Origin of the sequence: Gilliamella sp. Fer4-1, assembly GCF_001690515.1 — a bacterium.
Lineage (GTDB): Bacteria > Pseudomonadota > Gammaproteobacteria > Enterobacterales > Orbaceae > Gilliamella > Gilliamella apicola_C.
This window is the reverse complement of the sequence record NZ_LZGZ01000135.1, coordinates 1-2,831: the sequence shown is the minus strand read 5'-3', so window position 1 is coordinate 2,831 and position 2,831 is coordinate 1. Positions and strand designations below refer to the sequence as shown.

The 2,831-nt window shown below is 37.5% G+C and carries 4 protein-coding genes; all 4 read right to left on the bottom strand.

Annotated features, from left to right (window positions below; all coding sequences use genetic code 11):
- Positions 1-210 precede the first annotated feature (210 nt).
- Positions 211-564, bottom strand: coding sequence for a hypothetical protein (locus tag A9G30_RS04700; RefSeq protein WP_065588209.1), 354 nt, complete (start codon positions 562-564; stop codon positions 211-213).
- 12 nt (positions 565-576) lie between these two features.
- Positions 577-1,644, bottom strand: a complete 1,068-nt coding sequence (locus tag A9G30_RS04695; protein ID WP_065588208.1) for an RHS repeat-associated core domain-containing protein — start codon at positions 1,642-1,644, stop codon at positions 577-579.
- Positions 1,645-2,022: 378 nt separating this feature from the next.
- The gene (locus A9G30_RS04690) at positions 2,023-2,409 is read right to left on the bottom strand and encodes a hypothetical protein (protein WP_065588207.1); all 387 of its coding nucleotides are present in this window, start codon (positions 2,407-2,409) and stop codon (positions 2,023-2,025) included.
- 2 nt (positions 2,410-2,411) lie between these two features.
- On the bottom strand, positions 2,412-2,831 hold a 420-nt coding region (locus A9G30_RS04685), incomplete at its 5' end, for an HNH endonuclease (protein ID WP_218057722.1).

The window sequence follows — 2,831 nt, the reverse complement described above, 5'->3', positions numbered from 1 at the left end:
TTTATTTGCTGAGTCAGTCAATGACTGAGACTGAGTTATAACGCGCTTTTTCGGCTTATGCCTATTGGTATGATAATAATCGATTACATTCTTCGTTAGGCTACTTGCTTTCTGTTGAATTTAAAAAACACTTATCCCTTAATTTTTTTGTTTGAATATGTGTTGCCATTCCAATAAAAAAAGATCCCCACTTGTTAGGTGAGGTTATCCTTAAATAAGGATTTTCTGTGTATCATCATTCTCATACAGAATAATAATACTATTTTTATCCAGATATATCTTATCTTCAACTTGAAATACTTTGAGAGCTTCTATAATAATAGGCATTGCAAAATATAAAAACTCTCCGCCGACTAAGGCTCCAAAAGTTTCATCTTGCTCCATTATCTGAGTTATAGCTTGTTCTGTTAGAAATATTTTTCTATTTTCTTTAACTTCCTGAATGTTACTCACATTCGAAATAAAACCAAACAGATCATTATTTTTTGTTGATATAAATAAATATCCTAAAAGGTATTTATTTCCTCCTGATTGTCTGGATAACCAACTTAAATCAATATTCATTTCTATTCCTTATTATTTTGGGGAATTTGTTATAATAGCTTGCCCCATGAATTTTTCTTTAAACTCATTTAATGGGGTAAAATATTGTCGACCTAATGCAGGGTCTCTTATAGCAACAACTTGTTGACCATTTCTTACTGTAATACCATCAACAACAACAGCATGGCCACCCCGATCTAATTTCATTGCTACAATTACAGGATTTCCCTTTGATGTGGCTAAAGCCAAGTCTTCAATTGAAATTTTTGCTGTGAACTTCGCATCGGATAATCCTTGGTTACGCATTGCTGTAGCAAGGTCATTCATTCTTGCACCATTAGTCGTAACTTTTGCATCTGTGACCAATTTTCCTAAATCATATTTCAGTCCAGCAGTGTCCATAACCATTGCGCAAGAGTTCGGCCCACAAGTTGGTAGTTGCCCTTGATTTAAAACCAAACGATCGCCATCTCTTGAAATACTTGTACTTGCTGGATTTCCTGGTTCAAGATTTCCTACTTTATTCCCATTCGTCCCCTTTCCAACACCCCCCCCAAACCCATTATTTTCAACCTTAATTAATCCTAACGGATCTATCCAATTTATCGGATCGCCATTGGCATATTGATAACTATTTAACCCACCCTGTATACCTAGTGGGTCTTGGGTGATATATCTGCCGGTAAATGGGTCGTAGTAACGGTTTAGGTTATAATGAAGCCCAGTTTCCTCATCATAATATTGCCCTTGGAATCTTAACGGATTATCGGGGCAGGCTTGAGTATCGTCCTGATGGTAGGTTTCGTTTATTATCTGACCATAGGCATTATACTGGCATTCGTAGAGGGTGTCACCTAAGCTGCCGGTAAGGGCTATGGGTGTGCCGAGGTGGTCGTTTTGGTACCAGTAGAGTTTGATATTATCTTGCTGCGCATTGCCATGCACAAGGGCTAAGGGACGGTAAGAGTCTAGCTCGTAAAGGTAGCTTTGCCAGTGTTTATCGTTATCGGTCTCGGCAATAAGTTTACTACCTTGCCACAAATTTGTCTGGAACAAATTTGAACAACGCTTTAGCGTTGGCCCTGCAAGGGTGAGTCTCATGGATGAGACGAATACATAAACTCGGTGGTTTTACCATCCACAGTTTTGCTAGTACGCCGATTAAAGGCATCATAAGTATAGGTGATGATAAGCCCCGTCGGTTTAATCACTTTGATAAGTCGATGCCGGCAGTCGTATTCATAGTGGGTAACTAGACTGTGGTCTTTTCCGCGTTTTTCGGCAATTAGGTTACCAAAGCGGTCATACTCAAAGTGTTTATCACTAAAAAAGGTTAGGCGATTGCCAGTAGCGCCACAATACTGTATTTTTAAAGTCGCATAAAAAAAGCAGAAAAGTAAATAAATCTTTTCTGCTCATCATGCTAGCGAGAATTCTACCCATTCTTATGGTAGAGATATAAGCTGGCGAATTAAACAATTAAAAATCGATAAAAGGGAATGTTTCTCTGAACAATTTTTCGACTTCTGGGTGTTTTTTTAAAGCTTCTAATGCTTGTTCTTCATTAAATGAGACATCGTCTTGAGATAATTTTTCCCCTCTTTTGACCGCTATGCCATAAATAGCCTTTCTTTGCGCTTTCGTGCATCTCCAGTTAGGGAAAAAATCAATTAACCTTTGGAGATCTCTAATTGTTCCTTTTAAATCAATCAAATCAAAAATATAATCGGGTAAATCGCTCACTTCATTTTCACCAATGACTTTTTCAGCCCAACGATTGACCTCATCCATATTGATAACGCCACATAGTAAACAATAATATACAAAACCAATAGTCTGATCATTGCCTTTTACTAATCCTAACATATTTATTTCCCCTTAGATAATGCTTCGCCACCTATGTGGCCTGTTTCTAAATGTTCTTTTGTTGGAACCAGTTGCATTCTAGCGCGATGTTGATGATGATGCCAAATATAATCAGGTATTTTAGATTTACCGGCATTAATTGCTTTTAACTGCTCTGGTGTAAATATCCCAGGATTTACTTCTCCCCGTTGGATAGCTCTTCGTAAATCTTCAGTTGCCATTTTCATTTGGCCTCGATAACTTTTATTGTAAAATTCAGCGCTTGGCAACACGGTGTCATATCGTGCAATATCATCAAAAATACCTAATCCTCTATTATCAAACACAATTTTGGATTTAGGATGTCGCTGACCTCTTAATTTAACATTTTTATTATTTGGCAATGGAACGGTGTTAGAAACCACATTACCGGGGCCGTATAG

Excerpts from the sequence above, each read along its gene's own strand:
- A9G30_RS04700 (WP_065588209.1), bottom strand. The coding sequence starts at position 564 with ATGAATATTGATTTAAGTTGGTTATCCAGACAATCAGGAGGAAATAAA.
- A9G30_RS04695 (WP_065588208.1), bottom strand. The coding sequence starts at position 1,644 with ATGAGACTCACCCTTGCAGGGCCAACGCTAAAGCGTTGTTCAAATTTG.
- A9G30_RS04690 (WP_065588207.1), bottom strand. The coding sequence starts at position 2,409 with ATGTTAGGATTAGTAAAAGGCAATGATCAGACTATTGGTTTTGTATAT.